At 72.2% G+C, this 205-nt stretch carries 1 protein-coding gene; it reads left to right on the top strand.

Going from position 1 to position 205, the window contains the following annotated elements:
- Nucleotides 1-205 (top strand): hypothetical protein (locus ID132_RS13370; RefSeq protein WP_235988199.1); only part of this gene is annotated, 205 nt, incomplete at both ends.

Genomic DNA, 205 nt, shown 5'->3' with positions numbered 1-205 from the left:
GGGCGTGCAGGGCATCGTCGACGGCACCGCCGTCGTGATCGGCCGCGAGTCGCTGCTCGCCGACTGGGCACAGCAGCTGTCGCCGCAGCTCGCGGAGGCGAAGGCGCGAGCCGAAGACGAGGGCAAGACCGTCGTCGCGATCGGCTGGGATGGGCAGGCTCGCGGCCTACTCGTAGTCGCCGACACCGTCAAGCCGACGAGCGCG

It is taken from the genome of Gulosibacter sediminis, assembly GCF_014904065.1.
GTDB classification, from domain to species: domain Bacteria; phylum Actinomycetota; class Actinomycetes; order Actinomycetales; family Microbacteriaceae; genus Gulosibacter; species Gulosibacter sediminis.
The sequence above is the reverse complement of the archived record's forward strand: the minus strand, read 5'-3'. Positions and strand labels throughout refer to the sequence as shown.